17 protein-coding genes are annotated in these 20,273 nt (G+C 69.7%); 8 read left to right on the top strand and 9 right to left on the bottom strand.

Annotation, left to right across the window (positions count from 1 at the left end; translation table 11 throughout):
- Window positions 1–29 precede the first annotated feature (29 nt).
- Window positions 30–374, top strand: coding sequence for a VanZ family protein (locus tag ABZV40_RS04625; RefSeq protein WP_355435705.1), 345 nt, complete (start codon window positions 30–32; stop codon window positions 372–374).
- Here the strand turns inward: ABZV40_RS04625 and ABZV40_RS04620 are convergent.
- Window positions 322–969 carry a DUF2461 domain-containing protein gene (locus ABZV40_RS04620; protein WP_355435701.1) on the bottom strand — a complete coding sequence of 216 codons (648 nt, stop codon included), beginning with the start codon at window positions 967–969 and terminating at the stop codon, window positions 322–324. The genes ABZV40_RS04625 and ABZV40_RS04620 overlap by 53 nt on opposite strands.
- A 75-nt stretch (window positions 970–1,044) precedes the next feature.
- Here ABZV40_RS04620 and ABZV40_RS04615 point away from each other — a divergent pair, with 75 nt between their 5' ends.
- Window positions 1,045–2,964 (top strand): helicase-associated domain-containing protein, encoded by a 1,920-nt coding sequence (locus ABZV40_RS04615; protein WP_355435698.1) that lies wholly within the window; start codon window positions 1,045–1,047, stop codon window positions 2,962–2,964.
- Between the two features lie 106 nt (window positions 2,965–3,070).
- Here the strand turns inward: ABZV40_RS04615 and ABZV40_RS04610 are convergent, their stop codons facing one another.
- Together ABZV40_RS04610 and ABZV40_RS04605 are read right to left on the bottom strand one after the other, a co-directional pair.
- Window positions 3,071–4,198, bottom strand: a complete 1,128-nt coding sequence (locus ABZV40_RS04610; protein WP_355435696.1) for a HAMP domain-containing sensor histidine kinase — start codon at window positions 4,196–4,198, stop codon at window positions 3,071–3,073.
- 8 nt (window positions 4,199–4,206) lie between these two features.
- A complete protein-coding gene (locus tag ABZV40_RS04605) occupies window positions 4,207–4,866 on the bottom strand; it encodes a response regulator transcription factor (RefSeq protein ID WP_355435694.1) in 660 nt (219 codons plus the stop codon).
- 135 nt (window positions 4,867–5,001) lie between these two features.
- Here ABZV40_RS04605 and ABZV40_RS04600 point away from each other — a divergent pair, with 135 nt between their 5' ends.
- From ABZV40_RS04600 to ABZV40_RS04585, 4 genes are read left to right on the top strand one after another with little or no spacing between them, the layout of a single operon-like run.
- Window positions 5,002–5,535 carry a hypothetical protein gene (locus tag ABZV40_RS04600; RefSeq protein WP_355435692.1) on the top strand — a complete coding sequence of 178 codons (534 nt, stop codon included), beginning with the start codon at window positions 5,002–5,004 and terminating at the stop codon, window positions 5,533–5,535.
- Window positions 5,532–6,593 carry a peptidoglycan-binding protein gene (locus ABZV40_RS04595; RefSeq protein ID WP_355435689.1) on the top strand — a complete coding sequence of 354 codons (1,062 nt, stop codon included), beginning with the start codon at window positions 5,532–5,534 and terminating at the stop codon, window positions 6,591–6,593. The genes ABZV40_RS04600 and ABZV40_RS04595 overlap by 4 nt, the downstream gene beginning before the upstream one ends.
- Window positions 6,590–7,273 carry an ABC transporter ATP-binding protein gene (locus ABZV40_RS04590; RefSeq protein ID WP_355435686.1) on the top strand — a complete coding sequence of 228 codons (684 nt, stop codon included), beginning with the start codon at window positions 6,590–6,592 and terminating at the stop codon, window positions 7,271–7,273. Before ABZV40_RS04595 ends, ABZV40_RS04590 begins: the two co-directional genes overlap by 4 nt.
- Entirely contained in the window at window positions 7,266–8,495 is a 1,230-nt protein-coding gene (locus ABZV40_RS04585; RefSeq protein WP_355435683.1) for an ABC transporter permease, read from the top strand. Before ABZV40_RS04590 ends, ABZV40_RS04585 begins: the two co-directional genes overlap by 8 nt.
- Before the next feature lie 54 nt (window positions 8,496–8,549).
- Here ABZV40_RS04585 and ABZV40_RS04580 read toward each other — a convergent pair whose 3' ends face one another.
- Complete coding sequence (locus ABZV40_RS04580) at window positions 8,550–8,903, bottom strand: hypothetical protein (RefSeq protein WP_355435680.1); 354 nt, start codon at window positions 8,901–8,903, stop codon at window positions 8,550–8,552.
- Window positions 8,904–9,235: 332 nt separating this feature from the next.
- On the opposite strand from ABZV40_RS04580, the gene ABZV40_RS04575 reads away from it, so the two are divergent.
- Window positions 9,236–9,808: a MerR family transcriptional regulator gene (locus ABZV40_RS04575; RefSeq protein WP_355435677.1), complete on the top strand. Its 573-nt coding sequence runs from the start codon at window positions 9,236–9,238 to the stop codon at window positions 9,806–9,808.
- A gap of 13 nt (window positions 9,809–9,821) precedes the next feature.
- Here ABZV40_RS04575 and ABZV40_RS04570 read toward each other — a convergent pair whose 3' ends face one another.
- The 5 genes from ABZV40_RS04570 to dctA all read right to left on the bottom strand — a co-directional run bounded on the left by ABZV40_RS04570 (window position 9,822) and on the right by dctA (window position 19,075).
- Window positions 9,822–10,634 carry a DNA/RNA non-specific endonuclease gene (locus tag ABZV40_RS04570; protein WP_355435674.1) on the bottom strand — a complete coding sequence of 271 codons (813 nt, stop codon included), beginning with the start codon at window positions 10,632–10,634 and terminating at the stop codon, window positions 9,822–9,824.
- A gap of 106 nt (window positions 10,635–10,740) precedes the next feature.
- Window positions 10,741–11,154: a hypothetical protein gene (locus ABZV40_RS04565; RefSeq protein ID WP_355435671.1), complete on the bottom strand. Its 414-nt coding sequence runs from the start codon at window positions 11,152–11,154 to the stop codon at window positions 10,741–10,743.
- An 89-nt stretch (window positions 11,155–11,243) separates the two neighbouring features.
- Window positions 11,244–12,749: a glutamate synthase subunit beta gene (locus tag ABZV40_RS04560; RefSeq protein ID WP_355435668.1), complete on the bottom strand. Its 1,506-nt coding sequence runs from the start codon at window positions 12,747–12,749 to the stop codon at window positions 11,244–11,246.
- Window positions 12,742–17,265 (bottom strand): glutamate synthase large subunit, encoded by a 4,524-nt coding sequence (gene gltB, locus ABZV40_RS04555; protein ID WP_355435665.1) that lies wholly within the window; start codon window positions 17,263–17,265, stop codon window positions 12,742–12,744. The genes ABZV40_RS04560 and gltB overlap by 8 nt, the downstream gene beginning before the upstream one ends.
- Before the next feature lie 460 nt (window positions 17,266–17,725).
- Window positions 17,726–19,075, bottom strand: coding sequence for a C4-dicarboxylate transporter DctA (dctA, locus tag ABZV40_RS04550; protein WP_355435662.1), 1,350 nt, complete (start codon window positions 19,073–19,075; stop codon window positions 17,726–17,728).
- Between the two features lie 111 nt (window positions 19,076–19,186).
- On the opposite strand from dctA, the gene ABZV40_RS04545 reads away from it, so the two are divergent.
- A complete protein-coding gene (locus ABZV40_RS04545; protein WP_355435660.1) occupies window positions 19,187–20,086 on the top strand; it encodes a TAXI family TRAP transporter solute-binding subunit in 900 nt (299 codons plus the stop codon).
- Window positions 20,087–20,273: the final 187 nt, after the last annotated feature.

The following is a 20,273-nucleotide window of genomic DNA, read 5'->3' as shown; positions in this document are numbered from 1 at the left end:
CCGAACTACTACTCGGTAATGTTCGGACGATGGGTCGAGTACTCCCGTTCGTGATCGCGGCGTTGCTCAGCGTCGTCGTGTTGTTCACCCCCGAGTCAGGTGTGCCGACGATGCCGCCCGGCACGGACAAGGTGGTTCACACGCTCCTGTTCGCGCTGCTCGCCGTCACCGGCCTTTACGCGAAGATTCCTCGCATTCTGCTGTGGCTGGTGGTCTACGCGGGCGTGTCCGAGGTCCTGCAGGCGCTCATCACGCCGCTGCACCGCAGCGGTGACGTGCTCGACGCGCTGGTCGACGTGCTCGGGATCGGGCTCGGCTGGGCTATCGCCGCGGCGATTCGCTCACGCCGACGTGGTCCTCACACCACGCGTTGAGGTCCTTCAGCTGCCGCCACGACTTGCGCACCCGGTCGAGGCACCCCGGCTCGTGCAGCACGTCGTCGGGCTCCCAGACCTTCCGCACGTAGATCGACCGGTGCTTGAGCAGGTCGAGGTGCGGGTGGTCGTCGTCGTACCCGCGCGGCTTCGACCTCATCACGTCGCCGCACAGCTCCCAGCCCTGCTTCACCAGCTTGTCGACGATCTTGCGCAGCAGCACGCCGTGGGCGTCGACCGAGGCGCGGTAGCGCGCCAGCTGGTCGGACGCCATGTGGAACGACCCGCCGCCGACCAGCAGGCCCTCCGGGCTGATCTGCACGTAGTACGCACCGCCGCCGCGGCCCTTCTCGACGACGCCGCCGCAGTTCGTCTTGTACGGCGTCTTGTCCTTGGCGAACCGCACGTCCCGGTACGGCCGGAACACCTTGCCCTCGCCGAACTCCTTCTCCAGCGCGGCGAGCAGGGCCTCCATCGGCCCGCGCACGTCCCGCAGGTAGGTCTCCTTGTTGTCGTCCCAGTACGCCTTCGAGTTGTCGAGCTCGAGCCCGTCGTAGAAGTCAATGGCGTACTCGCCGAAACCGCTGAAAGTCACCGAGTCAGCCTAGGCCGATCGCCCATGTGCGTGAAATTCGTTTGAGCGCACACAATCACCGCCATAATCAGGTGAATGGCCCGCCGTATCAACGCGCTCGCGACCTGGCTTCACCGACTCGAGCCGGACGAGGTGGCCGCGATACTCGTGCACCGCCGCGACGTGGCGGACCGCTACCTGCGGACGTTGAAGGACCTCGCGACCCAGCTCACCGACTCGGACTCGGTGCACGCCGCCGAGGACACGCTGGACCAGGGCGCGCTGGACCTCCTCGGCGCCATCGTGGCGCAGGGCAACCTGGGGACGATCGACACCGTGTGCGCCGAACTGCGGTGTTCGACGAGCGACTTCGAACGAGCCTTCGGGCAACTCAAGCAACGCGCGCTGGCGTGGCCGGACGGGGCCAAGCTCATCGCGGTGAACTCGGTGCGGTGCAACGGCGCCCAGCACGACCAGCTGACGTTGCGGCCGAAGAAGCCGGGCAGGCGCAGGGCTTCCGCGGTTTCGCCGGTCGTGGCCACCATGTCCACTGTGGACGGTGTGGCACGGCTGCTCGCGCACTGCGAGCAGGACAGCTTCGACGCCCGCTACACCGGTGGCGTGGCGACGGTGGAGATCCGCCGGGTCGCACGGGCGCTGCGGGTGACCGACGGCGTGCTGCGGTTGTGGCTGGAGCTCGCGGTCGAGGCGCAGCTGATCGGCATCGAACGCGCCCGGCTGCTGCCGACCAGGCAGGCGGACGTCTGGCTCGACTCGCATCCCGGCGTGCGGCTCGCGGCTTTGGTCGGCGCGTGGCAGCGGATGGACTGGCGGCCGGAACCGGACCAGGCGCGGGCCGCGTTGCGCGACTACACCGGTGCCGCCGGTCTCGCGCTGCGGCGCACCGCGCTGGAGCGGTTCTCGGCGGAGGAGGCCTTCACCGACGTCGAGGAGGTGGTCGCGGACCTGGTGTGGGAACGGCCCGCGGTGCACGACCCGCGCGCGACGGCGGCGGTGATCGGCGAGATGGAGTCGCTGGGGATGGTGGCCGCCGGCGCGCTGACGCCGCTGGGCGTGGCGGTCCGCGACGACGGCGACGTCGTGGCCGCGGCGACCGAGCTGATGCCTCCCGCCGCCGGCAAGGCCGCGTTCCAGACGGACATGACCGCGGTGGTGAACGGCCTCCCGGCACCGGAGCTGAGCGCCACGCTCAACCTGGTGGCGGATCTGGAGGACAACGACGCCGCACGGGTGTGGCGGCTTTCCGCCGGGTCGGTGCGACGCGCGCTGGACACCGGCCTCAGCGCGGACGAGGTGCTCGCCAAGCTGGCCGCGGTGTCGGAAGCGCCGTTGCCGCAGGTGATCGAGTACCAGGTGCACGACGTGGCACGGCGGCACGGGCAGCTGACGGTCACGGACGTCGCGAGCTGCGTGCGGGCGGAGGATCCGGCGCTGCTGCAGGAGATCGCCAAGTCCAAGCGGCTGGCGTCGCTGCGGCTGCGGTTCCTGGCACCGACCGTGCTGGCGTCCGCGCAGCCGATGGCCGAGACGCTGGCGGCGTTGCGGCGGGCGGGTTACGCGCCGACCGGGCTCGACGCGGGTGATCAGTCCATTGTGGAGCACGTCGAACGACGGCGGGCACCGGCGCGGGGCGAGCGCAAACCGGAGCGGTGGTGGCGCACCGAGCTGGACGACCTGGAGCTGACGCAGCTCGCGGTCCGGCTGGTGGAGCAGGAACGGCCGACCGTCGGACGCGGCACGCCACGGGCCAGCGCGGCGCGGATGCTGCGCGACCAGAACGTCTTCCTCCGCGACGAGGAGGTGCTGATCCTGGCGGCGGCGCTGGTGGACGGCGAGCGCGTCGAGATCAAGTACGCGAGCGGCCCGCGGCAGATGGAGACGCACGTGATCACGCCGGCCAAGCACCTCGAAGGCGTCCTCAGCGCGGAGTGCGAGGACGGCTCGACGCGCGAGTTCGCCATCGGCCACGTGCGGAAGGTCGCCGTGCCCGCCTAGCCCGAAGGCCTTCCAGGTGCGTCCCCACGTGGATGAAGGGCTCCTTCATCCACGTCAGGTGGATGAAGGAGCCCTTCATCCACCGGCGACGAGCGGCATCCACCCGTCACAACACCCGCCACGGCACCGAGAACGCCATCTCCAGCCCGCCGCCCCGGCGCGGCACGGCGCGCACCGAGCCGCCGTGCGCCTTCGCCACGGAGGCGACGATCGAGAGCCCGAGCCCGACCCCCCTGCCGGGCCCGGTGGGCTGCTTGCGCAGCTGCCGGAACGGTTCGAACAGCCCGCTGACCGCGTCGGCGGGCACCTCGGGCCCGGTGTTGCTCACCTCCAGCGCCGCCTCGCCGCCGGTGGACACCGTGACGAGGCCGCCCTCGTGGTTGTAGTTGATGGCGTTGTCGACGAGGTTGACCACCAGTCGTTCCAGCAGCACCGGATCGCCGGACACGACCTGGGGCAGCAGCCTCGACTCCAGCCGCACCCCGGCCTGGGCGGCGGCCTGCCGGCGGCTGTCGACGACGGCGCACGCGATCTCGTCCAGCCGCACCGGTTCCTCGTGCTCCAGCCCCCGGTCGCTGCGGGCGAGCAACAACAGCCCCTCGATGAGCGCTTCGGTGCGCACGTTCATCACGAGCAACCGCTCGCCGAGGTCGCGCAGGTCGGCGCCCGCGTTCCGGCGCGCCATCGCGATCTCGATCATCGTGCGCTGGGTGGCGAGCGGTGTGCGCAGCTCGTGCGAAGCGTTCGCGACGAACCGCCGTTGGCTGTCGAACGAGGCGGCGAGCCGGTCGAGCATCCCGTCGAACGTGTCGGCGAGCTCGGTCAGCTCGTCGCGCGGTCCCGGCATCCTGATCCGCTCGTGCAGGCTGTCCGCCTCCAGCCGCCGGGCCGTGGCGACGACCTCCTGCACCGGCCGGAGCATCCGGACCGCGGCGAACCAGCCGAGTGCCAGCGCGACGACCGCCATCACGGCCAGCGCCACCCCGGACTGCACGATGAGGGTCTGCAGCACCTCCTGCCGGTACTGGGAGAGGTCGGTGCCGGCGCTGCCGACCGCCGGGGACGAGCCGGGCGCCGGCGCGATGAGCTCGGCGTCCGTCTGACCGGGAGGTGGCCCCGCCTCCGTCGGCGGCAGCGCGGTGCGCACCAGGAAGTAGTTGGTGGCCAGCAGGATCGCGCCGCCGAGCAGGAAGAGCCCGCCGCACAGCAGCGCGAGCCGGAGCTTCACCGACATCCTGGCCGCTAGTCGCGCAACTGGTAGCCGATCCCGGACACCGTGTGGATGACCTGTGGTTCGCCCAGCTTGCGGCGCAGGGTCATCATGGTGACCCGCACGGCGTTGGTGAACGGATCCACGTTGACGTCCCATGCCTTCTCCAACAGCTCCTCGGCGCTGACCACCGCTCCCTCTGCGCGCATCAGCACCTCCAGCACGGCGAACTCCTTGCGCGACAGGTTGACGAACCGCTCGTCGCGGAACACCTGGTGCCGTCCGACGTCGAGGCTGATGCCCGCGCGCCGCAGCACCGGGGGCAACGCCGGCCGGGCACGCCGGCCCAGTGCCTGCACCCGTGCGAGCAGCTCCGCCCACACGAAGGGCTTCGTCAGGTAGTCGTCGGCGCCGATGCCGAGCCCGTGCACGCGTTCGGCGACGTCGCCCGCCGCGGTCAGCATGATCACCCGCGTGTCCCCGCCGCTGTCGACGATCGCGCGGCACACGTCGTCGCCGTGCACGCCGGGCAGGTCCCGGTCGAGGACCACGACGTCGTACCGGTTGACCGCGATGAACTCCAGCGCCTGCTCGCCGTCCCCGCAGATGTCGACCGCCATCGAGGCGTCCCGCAGCCCTTCCGCGACCGCGTCCGCGAGCATCTCCTCGTCCTCGACCACCAAAATCCGCACGTTCGACCCCCTCATTCCAGTCCAAGTGTGGCGTGAGGGGCCATAAGACGGCCATAAGCGACCGCGCTTACGACGGCGGAATCACCCGCCCGGTAGACATTCAGCCATCCGCAGGAATAACCCTGAGGGGGAATCATGAAAACTGCCGGTCTGCTGGGCGCGATTGTGCTCACCGCGTTGCTCACGACAGCGTGCGGAAGCCAGTCCGACCCGAATGTCGCATCCACTGGCGGTACCAACCAAACGAACCCTGCGCCGACCGACGAGGACGCCTACTCCAAATGCATGCGGGACAACGGCGCTCCGGTGCTGTCCCAGGAAATACCGAACGACGGCAGCGGCTCGGGCACGGCGCAGCAGGGCAACCAGCCGCAGGCCGACCAGGAGAAGCAGCGCGCCGCGCACGAGAAGTGCCGCCAGTACCTGCCGGACGGCGGCAACCTCAAGCCGATGAACCCCGAGCAGCTGGAGCAGGCGCGCAAGTTCGCGAAGTGCATGCGCGACGCGGGCGTGCCGTACCCGGACCCGAAGCCCGAGGACGGCGGCAACGGGGCCATGAAGCTGCCGGACGGCGTCGACGTGGACAACCCCGCGGTGAAGGAGAAGCTGCGCCGGTGCTCGGCCGAGACCAGCGGTGACTCCACCAGGTCCACGGGCTCCACGAAATGACCGAACAGACCGGGCCCTCCGCCGCCAGGAGACGGCGGCGGAAGCGGGCGGTCTGGATCGCCGTCGCACTGGCCGTCGCGGGGACGGCCGGCGTGGTGACGTTCACCAGGCTCGTCCCGACGCAGGCCTCGTCGGCACCGCAGACCCCACCGCCCGCCACCACGCGGGTGGAGCGCACGACCCTGGTCGACCGGATCAAGGTCGACGGCGACCTGGGCACCGGCACGCCGACACAGGTGACCGGCCGCAGACCCGGCACGATCACCCGCCTGCCGACGCCGGGTGAGCAGCTCGAACGCGGAAAGGTGCTGTACGAGGTGAACGCGGTCGGCGTACCGGTGTTCTTCGGCGGGACACCGCTGTACCGGGAGATGAAGGACGGCGTCCCGGACGGCGACGACGTGAAGATGCTGCAGGAGAACCTCCTCGCGCTCGGCTACTCCGAGCTCGGGGCGGCGAGCGGCAAGTTCGGTCCGCGGACCGCGAGTGCCGTGAAGCGCTGGCAGAAGTCGCTGAAGGCCGAGCCGACCGGCGTCGTGCAGCCGGGTGACGTCGTCGTGGTGGCGGGCCCCGTGCGGGTGCACTCGGTGACCGCGCAGCCCGGCGCACCGGCCGAAGGTCCGCTGCTGACCGTCACCGGGCTGGACCGGCAGGTGACGGTGGAGCTCACCGACGCGCAACGCCGGCTCGCTCACGTCAACGCCAAGGTCACGGTGTACCTGCCGGGCGGCAGGACGACTCCGGGCACCGTCCGCGAGGTCACCGTGAAGACCGTCGAGGACAAGCCCAAGCAGGTCGCCGCGATCGCGCTGGACGACCCGGCGTCGACCGAACCGGGCCGGGTCACCGTCGAGTTCGACGGCGAGAAGCGCGAGAACGTGCTGGCCGTGCCGGTGCAGGCGCTGCTGGCCCTGCGCGAGGGCGGGTACGCGGTCGAGGTCGTCGAGGGCGGGAAGAGCCGCTACCTCGCCGTGCAGACCGGGATGTTCGCCGGCGGGATGGTCGAGATCTCCGGCCAGGGCCTCACCGAGGGCATGACGGTGGTGACGACGTCGTGACGGCGGTGCTGGAGCTCAGCGGCGTGTCGAAGACCTATCCCGGCGGAGTGCGCGCGCTGCGGCCGTGCGACCTGCGGGTCGAGGCGGGCGAGATGCTCGGCATCGTCGGGCCGTCGGGGTCCGGCAAGTCCACGATGCTGAACCTGATGGGCACGCTGGACCGTCCGTCGACGGGGAAGGTGCTGGTCAACGGCCACGACACGGGCACCCTCACGGACCGGCGGCTGTCCGCGCTGCGGGCGTGGTGGATCGGGTTCGTGTTCCAGCAGTTCCACCTCACCGAGGGCTTCACGGCGCGGGAGAACGTGATGGCGGCCCTGGTCTACCGCGGTGTGCCGGCCCGTGAACGCAGGCCGGCGGCGGACGAGGCGCTGGCCCGGGTCGGGCTGGTGCACCGCGCCGAGCACCTGCCGGCGGAGCTCTCCGGTGGCGAGAAGCAGCGGGTGGCGATCGCGCGGGCTCTCGTGAACCGGCCGAGCATCGTGCTGGCCGACGAGCCGACCGGCAACCTCGACACCTCCTCGGGTGCCGAGGTGCTGCGGTTGCTGCGGGAGCTGCACGCCGACGGCACGACGATCGCGATCATCACGCACGACATGGGGATCGCGGCGGCCCTGCCGCGCCGGGTGGAGATGCTGGACGGCGAGCTGCGGGTGGACACGGGAGGCAGCCGTGGCTGAGGCGACCACGACCGAAGTCCCCCTGCCCCGCGCGACCAGACTGCCCCTGCCCGACGTGCTCCGGCTCGGCACTGTCGGAGTGCGGACCAGACCGGTCCGGACGGTGCTCGCGGCGCTCGGCATCGCGATCGGCATCGCCGCACTGATCGCCGTGGTGAGCATCCCGGCGTCGAACCAGGCAGCGCTGCGCGCCCGGCTGGCCGCTCTCGGCCCCAACCTGCTCACCGTCTCGCCCGGCACGTCCGTCGCGGGCGGAGACAAGGCGAAACTGCCGCCGGTGGCGGTCGAGATGATCCGGCGGATCGGGCCGGTCCGGTCGGTGAGCGCGACCGGCGACACCGGCGCCACCGTGCGCCGCACCGACCTCGTGCCCGTGCAGGAGACCGGCGGGCTCAGCGTCAAGGCCGCCCGGCTCGACCTGCTGCCGGTGCTCGGGGGTGCCGTCCGGACCGGCCGGTTCCTCGACGAGGCCACCGAGTCGTTCCCGGTGGTCGTGCTCGGCGCGCGGGCCGCGCGGTTGCTGGGCACCGAGCTGCAGCCAGGACTGCCGGCACCGGCCGTGTGGATCAAGGACCGGTGGTTCACCGTGATCGGCGTGCTGCAGGCCAACCCGCTCGCGTTCGAGGTGGACAACGCGGTGCTGGTCGGGTGGAAGGCGGCACAGGACCTCCTCGGGTTCGACGGCACGCCCGGCCAGATCTACGTGCGGGCCGACGACCGCGCGGTGGAGGCCGTCAAGGCCGTCCTCGGCCGGACCGCCAACCCGAAGAGCCCCAACGAGGTGCTGGTCAGCAGGCCCTCGGACGCGCTCGCCGCGCAGCAGCTCGTCGAGCAGGCGTACTCGGGGCTGTTCCTCGGGCTCGGCGGGGTGGCGTTGCTGGTCGGCGGGATCGGGGTGGCCAACACCATGGTCATCTCCGTGCTCGAACGCCGCCGCGAGATCGGCCTGCGGCGCGCGCTCGGCGCCAGCAGGCGGCAGATCAGCGGGCAGTTCCTGGCGGAAGCCGTCGTGCTGGCGGGCATCGGCGGCGGCATCGGACTGCTGATCGGGGTGGCGGCGACCGCCGTCTACTCCGCGTCGCAGGGCTGGCCCGCCGTGCTCCCCCTCGCCGCGCTCGCGGGCGGGGTGGGCGCGGCCGTCGTGGTCGGCGTGCTCGCCGGGGTCTACCCGGCGGTGCGGGCGTCCCGGCTCACCCCCACCGAGGCGCTGGCGACCACCTGAAAAAACCGCACCCCCGGCGGAAGAACGCCGGGGGTGCGGTCAGTGGTGGTGGGATCAGCCTGCGCTGTTGAAGCCGAACGACAGGAGGTAGTAGCTGCCGCAGTCGACCCACAGGTGCCAGCGGCCGACGCCGACCCACGGCGTGTAGTAGGTGCCACCGTTGGAGCAGCGGCCCCACATGCGCACGTACCCGCTCGCCACGGAGCAGTTGGCGTCGACGCGGCGGGACGTCGCGGTCCAGTCACATCGCCAGTTCGCCTGGATTCCGACCTGGTCGCCGGTCTGCGTGCCGCTCTGCACGACGGCGTGCGGTGCGGCCACCGCCGCCGCGGCGTTCATCGTCGCGACTCCACCGAACAGACCGAGAACGAGCAGCAGAGCGCTCATGATTCGCTTGGTTGCGGACATCTGACTTCCCCTCTTGCTTGTGGGCGGCAGAACACGGGAAAGCCTCTTCCGAACAACGTCTTTATCCCAGAAGTGGAACGAAGAACTTCCACTCGGATTCGCTTAGCACAACCGAACACGACGACCCAGCAAAGGAAGAAAGTCCTTCCAGTTGATCACCAGGGGGCCGGAATCGACTTATGACGCTCTTATAAACGCGGTGCGAGACTTGTTCCCCAGGGGTTGGGCCCGAGGTTGTGCCTCTTCGGCAGCGGGCCCTGACAACAGGGGGATAACTCAATGCGCCAAATCTGGAAGTGGGGCCGGTGATGCCGCACCGTCCCGCCAGACAGATGACGATCGACGAGTTCGCCGCGATGATCGGCATGACCACCCGCACCGTCCGCTCCTACCAGGCGCGTGGCCTGCTGCCCGCACCGAAGCGGCTGGGCCGGTCACCGATGTACGACAGCTTCCACCTCACCCGCATGCGGACTGTGCTCCGGTTGCAGCACAAGGGGTTGCCGCTGGAGGCGATCCGGGCACTGCTGGAGCCGGACCTGGTGCTGCGGCAGTTCATGCCGACCGCTGCCGCGCTCGTGTGCGCGTTGCGCGACAACGCCGAGCTGCTGCACTCGGCGATCCAGTGCGACGTCGTCACCCAGCTGCCCGACGGGTCACTGGAGCTGCGCAACGCGCGGGCCGTGCTCGCCGCCGGACGCAGGGGCGCGTCGATCGCGCACACGGTCAACGTGCTGGTGCAGGCCGTCTCCGTGCTGCGGCCGCACGCCGAGTCGGCGTTCGCCGACGTGCAGCGGTCCACACCCTCGGTGCCGGCGGAGAACCTCGTGGAACTGGTCGTCGAGGCCTTCCGGATCGCGGTCGCCGCCGTCGCGAGTCACGAGGTCTCCCGCACCGCTTCGTGAACAGGGGTGCGCGTCACCACCTGATGTCGGCCAGGCTGTCGAGCGGCTTGCGCTCCGACTCGTCGAGCAGCTGCACCGACGCGGTGTCGGCGGCGTGCAGCTCGGCCGGGAAGGTGAAGCTCACGCGCTTCTCCAGCTCGGTCAGCGACACCTGGAACACCCGGAACTCGTCCAGGTCGAGCGCTTCGGCCAGGACGAGGTTCTGGGTGAGCAGGAACGCGCTGCAGCGCAGCTCCCCGTCCACCACGAACGCGATCGCCTTGTAGAACTCGCGCGGAATCGCGACGCCGCGGAACACCCTGTCGTCGGCGTTGAAGACCGGCCCGCCGTAGACGCTGACCTTGAGGTTGTCCACGTCGACGTCCTCGAGAACCGCGTTCTCCAGCCGGCCCCAGAGCCCTTGCTTGGCGCTCTGGTTGAAGTCGTCCATCTGCGGCGTGATGTTCGTGAAGAAGAACGAGTCCTTGTTGCCCCGCTGCGCTTCCGCCTTCGTGCCCCAGCACAGGTCGGCACGGCGGGCGATGTGCCCGCGGTCGAGCCGGTCGTCGCGGTAGAGCTCGTCACCGACCTGGAACTCGTCAGGGACCCGAGGGTCCTTGACGAACTGGAGGTTGCTGCGGCTCAGGGCCTTCAGCTTGTCGCCGTCGATGTTCCACGCGACCCAGATCGCGAACTTGCGCGACTTGCTCAACGCGAGCGAGAAGTGCGTGTAGTCGATCGTGGTCGAGCCGTCGAGCTCGACGGCGTCGGCCGTGCCCGAGTCGGTCAGGACCGGGGTCCCGGCAGCGGTGCCGAGGAACTTCGGGTCAAAGCCTGTGCTGGTCATGTCGCCCCCCTACTGGTTCACCTGGTTGGTCGACAGATCTCACAGCACCGTTAGCCACATGCACCCGAACGGCCCAGTGTTCATCAGCTCTTCCCTGCCGTTCAGGTCACCTGCGACCGATGCCGAACTTCTCGCCGACCACGTCCCAGAACGCCTCGACGGCGTCCTCCACCAAATACTGGCGGTACTCCAGGCGACGACGGTTGCTGTGGAAGGCGAGCCCCATGTGGCCGCGCAGCAGCGGGTAGTTCGCCGGGGAGACGACGAAGACCGACTCCCACACGCCGGTCTCCGCGTTCGCGGGCACGATCACGAGGTCGTGCATGGACGTGCTCACGAGCAGCTGGTCCGACACCCCGCTCGCGAGAACGCTGTCGATGATCTCCGCCAGGTACCCGTAGCCCGCCGCGGCCAGCGGACCCGTGACGTACCGCTCCCGCACGTCACCGCCGACCCGTTCCCACCCCACGCTCCGGAAGCCGTCGTCAACGGGCTGGTACGGCCACTCCAAGCTCTCCATCGCCGAAACGCTACCGACAGGCGAACGCCCCGGTCGACTCCGTTGTCGGCCGGGGCGTCATGCTGCTCTCCGCTGATCGGACGCCGTTGTCAGACCACAGCGAGCGGAAGCTGGTTGGGGATGACGGGAGAAGGCAGGTTCGACGACCCCGTGAGGAACTTGTCGACGGCGTTCGCCACCGACCGGCCCTCCGCGATCGCCCACACCACGAGGGAAGCGCCCCGGTGCGCGTCGCCGCACACGAAGACACCCGGTGCGGACGTCTGCCAATCGGAGCCGCACGAGATGGTGCCGCGCGTCGTCAGCGAGATCCCGAGGTCGTCGAGCAGCCGCATGTGCTCGACGCCCTCGAAGCCGATGGCCAGCAGCACCATGTCCGCGGGCAGCACCTCGATCTCGTCGGACACCGGGATCACCGAGCGGCGGCCGGACGAGTCCTTCTCGACGCGCACCTGCTGCAGTTCGATGAAGCGCACGTGGCCGTCGTCGTCGCCGACGAAACGCCGGACCGCCACGGTGAAGCGGCGCTCGCCCGCCTCCTCGTGCGCCGGGTAGGTGCGCAGGATGTGCGGCCACACCGGCCACGGCGAGCGGGTGTCGTCGCGGACGGTCGGCGGCATCGGGTACTGGTCGAGCTGCGTCACCGACAGCGCGCCCTGGCGGGTCGCGGTGCCGTAGCAGTCGGCGCCCGTGTCGCCACCGCCGATGACGATGACGTGCTTGCCCTCGGCCGAGATCGCCGACGGTCCGTCGCCCTCGCAGGCGCGGTTCGCGGGCACCAGGTGGTCCATCGCGAGGTGCACGCCCTTGAGCTCACGCCCGGGAGTGGAAGTGTCGTCGCGGCCGCGCAGAGCACCGACGGCCAGCACGACGGCGTCGAACTCGGCCCGCAACTGCTCGACCGTGATGTCGACGCCGACCTCGCAGCCGGTCACGAACTTGGTGCCCTCGCGACGGAGCTGGGCGAGCCGGCGGTCGAGGACCTTCTTCTCCATCTTGAACTCGGGGATGCCGTACCGCAGCAGGCCACCGAGCCGGTCATCCCGTTCGTACACCACGACTTCGTGCCCGGCACGGGTCAGCTGCTGGGCGGCGGCGAGACCGGCAGGGCCGGAACCGACGACCGCGACGCGCTTGCCGGAGGAGACCGCAGCGGTGGACGGCTGCACATAGCCGTTCTCCCACGACATGTCCGCGATGGTCTCCTCGACGCGCTTGATCGCGACCGCGCCACCGGCATCGGCGGAGATCGCCAGCACACAGGCGGCCTCGCACGGCGCCGGGCACAGACGACCCGTGAACTCCGGGAAGTTGTTGGTCGCGTGCAGGCGGTCCGAGGCGAGCTCCCAGTCGCCGCGGCGCACCAGGTCGTTCCACTCGGGGATCAGGTTCCCGAGCGGGCAGCCCGCGGTTCCGCTGTGGCAGAAGGGAATGCCGCAGTCCATGCACCGCGTCGCCTGCGTGCGCACGGCGGCGTTGCGCTCCTCCGGGTCTTCCTGGAGGTAGACCTCGTTCCAGTCCTGCAACCGTTCCGGCTTCGGACGCTTCGGCGCGTCGGAACGGGAGTACTTCATGAAACCCTGTGGATCAGCCACGAGACGCCTCCATGACAGCCTGGTCGACGTCCCGGCCCTCGGCGCGGGCGAGGCGCATGGCCTCGAGAACGCGCTGGTAGTCGCCGGGCATGACCTTCGTGAACGCACCGGCTCGCCGGGTCCAGTCACCGAGCAGCGACGCGGCGACGGCGGAACCCGTGGCCTCGTAGTGCTTGGTGACGGCGTCCTTGAGCCAACGCAGGTCCTCGGCGTTGAGGCGCTGCAGTTGCACCATCTCCTGGTTCACCGACAACGGGTCCAGGTCGAGCACGTACGCGATGCCGCCGGACATGCCGGCCGCGACGTTGCGCCCGGTCGGCCCGAGCACCACGGCCCGGCCACCGGTCATGTACTCGAACGCGTGGTCGCCCACGCCCTCCGCCACCAGCAGCGCGCCGGAGTTGCGGACGCAGAACCGCTCACCCACGCGGCCGCGCAGGAACACCTCGCCGGACGTGGCGCCGTAGCCGATCACGTTGCCCGCGATCACCTGGTCCTCGGCGCGGAACGGCGCGTCGTCGTGCGGCCGGACGATGATCCGCCCGCCGGACAGGCCCTTGCCGACGTAGTCGTTCGCATCGCCGACCATCTCCAGCGTGATGCCGCGCGGCAGGAACGCGCCGAGCGACTGGCCGGCCGACCCGGTGAGCTTCACCCGGATCGTGTCGTCCTCCAGGCCCTCGCCGCCGTAGCGGCGGGTGACCTCGGCGCCGAGCAGCGTGCCGACCGTGCGGTTGACGTTGCGGACCGGCAGCTCCAGGTTGACCTGGTGCGCGTCCTCCAGCGCCGCCTCGGCGAGCTGGATCAGCGTGCGGTCCAGGGCCTTGTCCAGCCCGTGGTCCTGCTCGCGGATCTTGCGCTTCGCCGTCGGGTACGGGGTTTCCGGCACCTCGAAGACCGGGTCCAGGTTCAGGCCGCCGGCCTTCCAGTGCTCGATCGCCTCGTCCTTGTCGAGCAGCTCGGCGTGCCCGACAGCCTCGTCGATCGTGCGGAAACCGAGTTCCGCCAACAGTTCCCTGACCTCCTGCGCGATGAACTCGAAGAAGTTCACGACGTGGTCGGCCTGGCCGGTGTAGCGGGCGCGCAGGTCGGGGTTCTGCGTGGCGACGCCGACCGGGCACGTGTCGAGGTGGCAGACGCGCATCATCACGCAGCCCGCGACGATCAGCGGCGCGGTGGCGAAGCCGAACTCCTCCGCACCGAGCAGAGCGGCCACGACCACGTCACGGCCGGTGCGCATCGCGCCGTCGACCTGGACGGTGATGCGGTCGCGCAAACCGTTGAGCAGCAACGTCTGCTGGGTCTCGGCGAGGCCGATCTCCCACGGCGTGCCGGCGTGCTTCAGCGAGTTCATCGGCGAGGCGCCGGTGCCGCCGTCGTAGCCGGAGATCAGCACGACGTCCGCGTGCGCCTTGGCGACACCGGCGGCGACCGTGCCGACGCCGATCGACGAGACGAGCTTCACGTGAACGCGGGCCTGCTCGTTCGCGTTCTTCAGATCGTGGATGAGCTGCGCCAGGTCCTCGATCGAGTAGATGTCGTGGTGCGGCGGCGGCGAGATCAGACCGACGCCCGGCGTGGAGTGCCGGGTGCGCGCGACCCACGGGTAGACCTTGAAGCCGGGCAGCTGGCCGCCCTCGCCGGGCTTCGCGCCCTGCGCCATCTTGATCTGGATGTCCGTGGAGTTCACGAGGTACTCGCTCGTGACGCCGAACCGTCCACTCGCGACCTGCTTCACCGCGGAACGCCGCTCCGGGTCGTACAGGCGCTCGCGGTCCTCGCCGCCCTCACCGCTGTTGGACCGGCCGCCGAGCCGGTTCATCGCGATGGCGAGGGTTTCGTGCGCCTCGGCCGAGATGGAGCCGTACGACATGGCGCCGGTGTTGAAGCGCTTGACGATCGAGCTGACCGGCTCGACCTCGTCGATCGGGACCGGCGTGCGGCCCTCGGTGCGGAACTTGAACAGGCCGCGCAACGTGCCGCCCTGCCGCGAGATGCGCTCGACCTCCGCCGTGTACTGGCGGAAGACGTCCTCCTTGCGCGTCTTCGTGGCGTGCTGCAACAGGAACACCGTCTCCGGCGTGAACAGGTGCAGCTCGCCCTCACGGCGGTACTGGTACTCGCCACCGACCTCCAGGCGGCGGTGCACGCGGTCGGTCGGGTTCTCCGGGTGCGCGCGGCGGTGGCGCTGCGCCACCTCCTCGGCGAGCACGTCCAGGCCGACGCCGCCGAGCTTGGACTGAGTACCGGTGAAGTACTCGTCCAGCAGGTCGTTCGACAGGCCGACGGCCTCGAAGACCTGCGCCGCGGTGTAGGCGCCGACGGTCGAGATGCCCATCTTCGACATGATCTTCAGGACGCCCTTGACGAGCGCCTTGACGTAGTTGCGGATCGCCTTGTGCGCCGGGACACCGGTGATGGCGCCCTGGCTGATCAGGTCCTCGATCGTGTCGAACGCGAGGTACGGGTTCACCGCGGCGGCGCCGTAGCTCAGCAGCGCGGCGACGTGGTGGACCTCGCGGCAGTCACCGGACTCGACGACGAGGGCGACGCGCAGGCGTTCCTTGGTGCGCACCAGGTGGTGGTGCACCGCGGACACCAGCAGCAGCGACGGGATCGGCGCCATCCGGTGGTCCGAGTCGCGGTCGCTGAGCACCAGCGTGCGAGCGCCGTTCGCGATGGCCTCCGACGCCTCGCGGCGCACGCGCTCGATCGCGGCGGCCAGCGCCTCGCCGCCACCGTCCACTTCGTACAGTCCGGACAGGACGGTGCAGGCGAAGCCCGGCAGGTCGCCGTCGTCGTTGATGTGGATGAGCTTGGCGAGCTCGTCGTTGTCGATGACCGGGTAGTCGAGCGTGACGTGGCGGCACGACACCGGGCCGGGGTCGAGCAGGTTCTGCTCAGGGCCCATCACGCGCTTGACGGACGTGACGATCTCCTCGCGGATCGCGTCCAGCGGCGGGTTGGTGACCTGTGCGAAGTTCTGCACGAAGTAGTCGTAGAGCAACCGGGAACGCTGCGACAGCGCGGCGACCGGTGTGTCCGTGCCCATCGAGCCGAGCGGCTCCTGCCCCGTGACCGACATGGGCGTGAGCAGGATCCGCAGCTCCTCCTCGGTGTATCCGAAGGTGAGCTGGCGGCGCACGACGGACTCGTGGCTCTGCAGGACGTGCTCGCGGTCGGCCAGGTCGGCCAGGTCGAGCAGACCGGCGTGCAGCCACTCGTCGTAGGGCTGCTCGGAGGCCAGGCGCGACTTGAGCTCGTCGTCGTCGATGATCCGGCCCTCGGTGGTGTCCACCAGGAACATGCGGCCCGGCTGCAGCCGGCCCTTCGCGACCACCTGGTCGGACGGCACGTCGAGCACGCCGGTCTCGGACGCGAGCACCACGCGGCCGTCCGCGGTCTGCCACCAGCGCCCCGGACGCAGACCGTTGCGGTCGAGCACCGCGCCGACGATCTCGCCGTCGGTGAAGGTGACGCACGCCGGGCCGTCCCACGGCTCCATCAGCGAAGCGTGGAACTGGTAGAACGCGCGGCGCTTCGGATCCATCGTGGCGTGGTTCTCCCACGCCTCCGGGATCATCATCAGCACGGCGTGCGGCAGGCTGCGGCCGCCGAGGTGCAGCAGCTCCAGCACCTCGTCGAACGACGCCGAGTCCGAGCCGTCGGGGTCGCAGATCGGAAACAGCCTGGCGAGGTCGCCGGGAATCAGGTCGCTGTCCAGCAACGCCTCGCGGGCGCGCATGCGGTTGCGGTTGCCGCGGACGGTGTTGATCTCACCGTTGTGCGCGACGAACCGGAACGGGTGCGCGAGCGGCCACGAGGGGAAGGTGTTCGTGGAGAAACGGCTGTGCACCAACGCGATCGCCGAGATGAGGCGCTCGTCCCGCAGGTCGGGGAAGAACGCCGGCAGCTGCTCGGTCGTCAGCATTCCCTTGTAGACGATCGTGCGCGCGGACAGCGACGGGAAGTACACGCTGCCCTCGTGCTCGACCCGCTTGCGCAGGCAGAAGGCCAGGCGGTCCAGTGCGATGCCGGACTCGTCCCGCGTGCCCTTCACGAACAGCTGCGCGAAGTGCGGGGCCACGGACAGCGCGGTCGGACCCACGTTGGCCGTCTCCGGGTCGACCGGAACCTCGCGCCAGCCGAGAACGACGAGGTTCTCCTCCTCGGCGATGCGCTCGATCTGCTCCACGGCCGCAACGCGTTCTTCGGCCTCAAACGGCAGGAAGGCGATGCCCGCCGCGTAATGACCGCGCTCCGGCAGGTCGAACTCGACGACCGCGCGCAGGAACTCGTCCGGCAGCTGCAGCAGGATGCCCGCACCGTCACCCGAAGTGGGCTCGGCGCCCGCCGCGCCGCGATGCTCCAGGTTCGCCAACGCTGTCAGCGCATCGCCCACGATGCCGTGGGAACGCCGGCCCTGGATGTCGGCCACCATGGCGACACCGCAGGCGTCGCGCTCATCAGCCGGGTCGTAAAGACCCTGGGGGCCGGGGATGGCGGAGAAGATCACTGCGCAGACCTCCTTCGTCGTCCTCGCGTAAAGAACGTATGTCCCTCGTGCTCAGACCTCGAACCAACAGGTGGGAGCACGGGACGACGATGGCCCGCGTGTTGACGCGACTTTAACAGCCGCGAAACCCAGCGACACCCGCCAATGGGTGATCTAGGTCATGGAAGCGTAACGATTTCCCAGCGCTGAGCGACATTGCAGCGGACGTCGAGCTTCGTTACGGCCGAGTAAGCGTAACCGAACGTTCAAGGTCAACCAGCTTGATGAGAGTTGCGCGACAATCACGGTTTGGCACGGGTTCCGCTGGGTACCCGTACATCTTTGCTGCTCAGCCCGGAGCCGTCTCAGTTAGTGGACGTTCACACACTTTCGTTCACGTGCAAAAGACCGAGGTCCCGTTCACCCGCGCCGCATGCGGGGAGAACGGGACCTCGGCATTCAGGAGGCCTTGCGCAGGTCCTCAGTGGGCGGCCGCCACCTCGTCCGACTCGGCGTGCTGCTTCTGCAGCAGGTCGTCCACGTCCACCAGGTCCGGGTTGTCCAGCACCTCGGTCAGTCGCTCCCGGTCGAGGCTCTTCTGCCAGGCGGCGACCACGAGCGACCCGACACCGTTGCCGATCACGTTGGTGATGGCGCGGGCCTCGGACATGAAGCGGTCGATGCCGACGATCAGCGCGATGCCGACAGCGGGGATCGCCGAGTGCGCCTCGAACGCCTGCAGCGAGGCGGCCAGGGTGACGAGGCCGGCGCCGGTGACGCCCGCCGCGCCCTTCGACGCGATCAACATGAACAGCAGCAGGCCGATCTGCACGCCGAGCGACACGTCGTGACCGGTGGCCTGGGCGATGAAGATCGCACCCATGGTCAGGTAGATGCAGGTGCCGTCGAGGTTGAACGAGTAGCCGGTCGGGATGGTGAGGCCGACGACCGACTTCTGCGCACCCGCCGCCTCCAGCTTGACCATCATGCGCGGCAGCACCGACTCCGACGACGAGGTGCCGAGCACGATGAGGATCTCGTCCTTGATGTAGCGCAGGAACTTCAGCAGGCTGAAGCCCGCGATCCGCGCCACGATCCCGAGCACCACGATGATGAACAGCACGCACGTCAGGTAGAACGAGCCCATCAGCCACAGCAGCTTGCTGAGGATGCCGCCGCCGAACTTGCCGACGGTGTAGGCGATGCCGCCGAAGGCACCGATCGGCGCCGCGTACATGACGATCTTGATGATGCCGAACATGACCTTGGCGAGGGTGTCCATCGCGGACACGACCTTGGCACCGCGCTCACCCATGCCCGCCACGGCGACGGCCACGAGGATCGCGACCACGAGGACCTGGATCAGCTGCCCGTCGGTGAACGCGCTGACGAACGACTTGGGCACCAGGCTCAGGATGAAGCCGGTGACTCCGGTCTCGGCGCTCGAGGCGGACTTCAGGGTGTCCTTGGCCGCTTCGGCGTTGAGGTGGATGTCGCCGCCGTGGTGACCCGGCTGCACGATGTTGACGACGATGAGGCCGATCGCCAGCGCCACCGTGGTCATCGCGGTGAAGTAGAGGATCGTCCGCAGCGCCAGCCCGCCCGCCTTGGCGAGGTTCCCGAGCCCGGCGATGCCGACGATGATCGTCGCGAAGATGGTCGGCGCGATGACGACCTTGACCAGGTTGACGAACAGGTCGGCGAGCCACTTCATCTCGGACGCCTGTTTCGGGAACAGGAAGCCGACCGCGGCGCCCAGCACGATGGAGACCAGTACCCAGAAGTACAGGTGCCGGTAGATCGGTTTGCGGCCTGTGGTGGTGGTCGCCACGGTTCCTCCTCGAACTTCGTGTTGGGTAGGAGGGTGAGCCGCGCCACGGAAAGCGACAAGCCGACACACGGAAACTTCAGACAGCTCTGACGTAACGGCTAGTCTTTCTCCGTGTCGCTCAGCCGTCGCACACTTCTGCTAGGGGCTGCTCTCGGTCTCGCCGGGTGTACCCCGCGCAAGGTCGACGCACCCCGGGAGCTGGTGCTCGCGACCGGACCGGACGGTGCGGTGTTCCGCGAGGTCGGCGGCGCCCTGGCGGAGGCGCTGGCCGAACAGCTGCCCGGCACCAAGGTCGTCCCGCTGCCCACCGCGGCCTCCGTCGAGAACCTCAAGCTGCTCGCCTCCGGCAAGGCCCAGCTGGCCCTGTCCTCTTTGGACCCGATCGACGACCCGCGGAGCGTGCGCGCGGTCGGGCGGCTCTACGACAGCTTCATGCAGATCGCCGTGCCGGCGGGCTCGCCGATCGCGAAGTTCCGCGACCTCGCGGGCAAGCGGATCTCGTTGGGGCCCAAGGGTTCCGGCACCGAGTTCACCGGCACCCGGATGCTGAACCACTTCGGGGTGTCCGCAATGGTCGAGCTCATGGCGCACGCGGAGGCGTCACGCCGGGTCGCCGAGGGGTCGCTGGACGCGATGCTCGCGCTGACCGGCATCCCGACGCCCGCGATCACCGGCCTGCGCGGCAACGTGAAGCTGGTCGACATCCCGGACGAGGCAGCCGCGTTCGCCGACACGTTCCACGGCCCGTACATTCCGGCGACGATTCCCGCGAAGACCTACGACGCGTTGCCGTCGAACAAGACGTTCGCGGTTCCGAACCTGTTGCTCGCGCACGAGTCGTTGAGCGCGGACGTCGTGGAGATCGTGACCCGCACGGTGTTCACCGAGACCGCGCGGATCGTCGGCGGTCACCCGGAGGCGGCGCGGATCAACGTCCGCACCGGCATCGCCACCGGCATGGTGCCGCTGCACGACGGTGCCGCGCGGTGGTTCCGGTCGGTCAAGCGCTGAGGATCAAGCGCTGACGGTCAGGCCAGGGACTCGGTTGGCGAATCCGGACTGCCTGCCCAGGAGTGGGCCGTGCACTTTTCCGCGGCCTTGTTCCGCCCGGCCAAGCGAGACCCTTGCCGTGGGGGGTGGGGGGGGGCGGGGCCCCGCAGGCGAGGTAGTGCGCCGCGGAGAACAACGAGGACACCAA

Origin of the sequence: Lentzea sp. NPDC004782 (assembly GCF_040609115.1) — a bacterium.
Classification (GTDB): Bacteria; Actinomycetota; Actinomycetes; order Mycobacteriales; family Pseudonocardiaceae; genus Lentzea.
Note: the sequence above shows the minus strand (reverse complement) of the source record. Positions and strands in the feature narration are given on the sequence as shown.

Coding starts and splice junctions, on each gene's coding strand:
- ABZV40_RS04575 (WP_355435677.1), top strand. CDS start 9,236: ATGACGATCGACGAGTTCGCCGCGATGATCGGCATGACCACCCGCACC.
- ABZV40_RS04565 (WP_355435671.1), bottom strand. CDS start 11,154: ATGGAGAGCTTGGAGTGGCCGTACCAGCCCGTTGACGACGGCTTCCGG.
- ABZV40_RS04595 (WP_355435689.1), top strand. CDS start 5,532: ATGACCGAACAGACCGGGCCCTCCGCCGCCAGGAGACGGCGGCGGAAG.
- ABZV40_RS04610 (WP_355435696.1), bottom strand. CDS start 4,198: ATGTCGGTGAAGCTCCGGCTCGCGCTGCTGTGCGGCGGGCTCTTCCTG.
- ABZV40_RS04600 (WP_355435692.1), top strand. CDS start 5,002: ATGAAAACTGCCGGTCTGCTGGGCGCGATTGTGCTCACCGCGTTGCTC.
- ABZV40_RS04625 (WP_355435705.1), top strand. CDS start 30: ATGGGTCGAGTACTCCCGTTCGTGATCGCGGCGTTGCTCAGCGTCGTC.
- ABZV40_RS04580 (WP_355435680.1), bottom strand. CDS start 8,903: ATGTCCGCAACCAAGCGAATCATGAGCGCTCTGCTGCTCGTTCTCGGT.
- ABZV40_RS04615 (WP_355435698.1), top strand. CDS start 1,045: ATGGCCCGCCGTATCAACGCGCTCGCGACCTGGCTTCACCGACTCGAG.
- ABZV40_RS04570 (WP_355435674.1), bottom strand. CDS start 10,634: ATGACCAGCACAGGCTTTGACCCGAAGTTCCTCGGCACCGCTGCCGGG.